Here is a 629-nt window from a genome sequence, read left to right on the forward strand (position 1 = left end):
TTGAACGCGGCGATCTTCGTCGTGAAACGGTCGAGCAGCAACACGCAGAATGGCGAGACGAAGTGGCCATTCAACTGATTCAACAGCGTTTGATCAGTCTTCTCAATGATGCCGCCGAACCTTACCAATACGTTTATGCGCAGCCTTACTACTCGAACTACCAACGCCTGATGTCGGCGGGTATCTCATTTTCGCCTGACCGCCGTGAACAAATGCACCAAATTTTCATCAGTGCGTTGACGTCACTTCGCGATTACGGCGTGACACAAGCTGAGCTAGAGAGCATCACATCTAACTGGTATGGCGAACTGGCAAATCTTGATTCTGATTGGAGCAAACGCAAGCCAAATAGTTACGCGGAAGCGCGTATTTTCCAATTGGAGCAAGCCAGCGTAAGCCAATCGAAAGAGAGCTATGCGCAAAGCTTGGCAGCTTTTTTGGATAAAACGAAGCTAGAGAGCGTAAACGCGCAGTTAAAAGAGCTGTTGTCTAATCAACCAAGCTTTGTGATTGGCATGGGCAAAAGTGAAACGCAAGCGCAATTTGCTGATGTATTCACTGCGCTTAACAGCGCCTACCTACAAGCTGGTGAAAAGCCTTCGGGCATGAACGCCAAAGCAGAAGGCTTC

At 48.8% G+C, this 629-nt stretch carries 1 pseudogene; it reads left to right on the forward strand.

The window, feature by feature from the left end:
* Positions 1-629, forward strand: a pseudogene (locus R7Q09_RS26570) (insulinase family protein); the annotation flags it as partial.

The sequence above is a fragment of the Vibrio sp. 2130-1 genome (genome assembly GCF_033339515.1).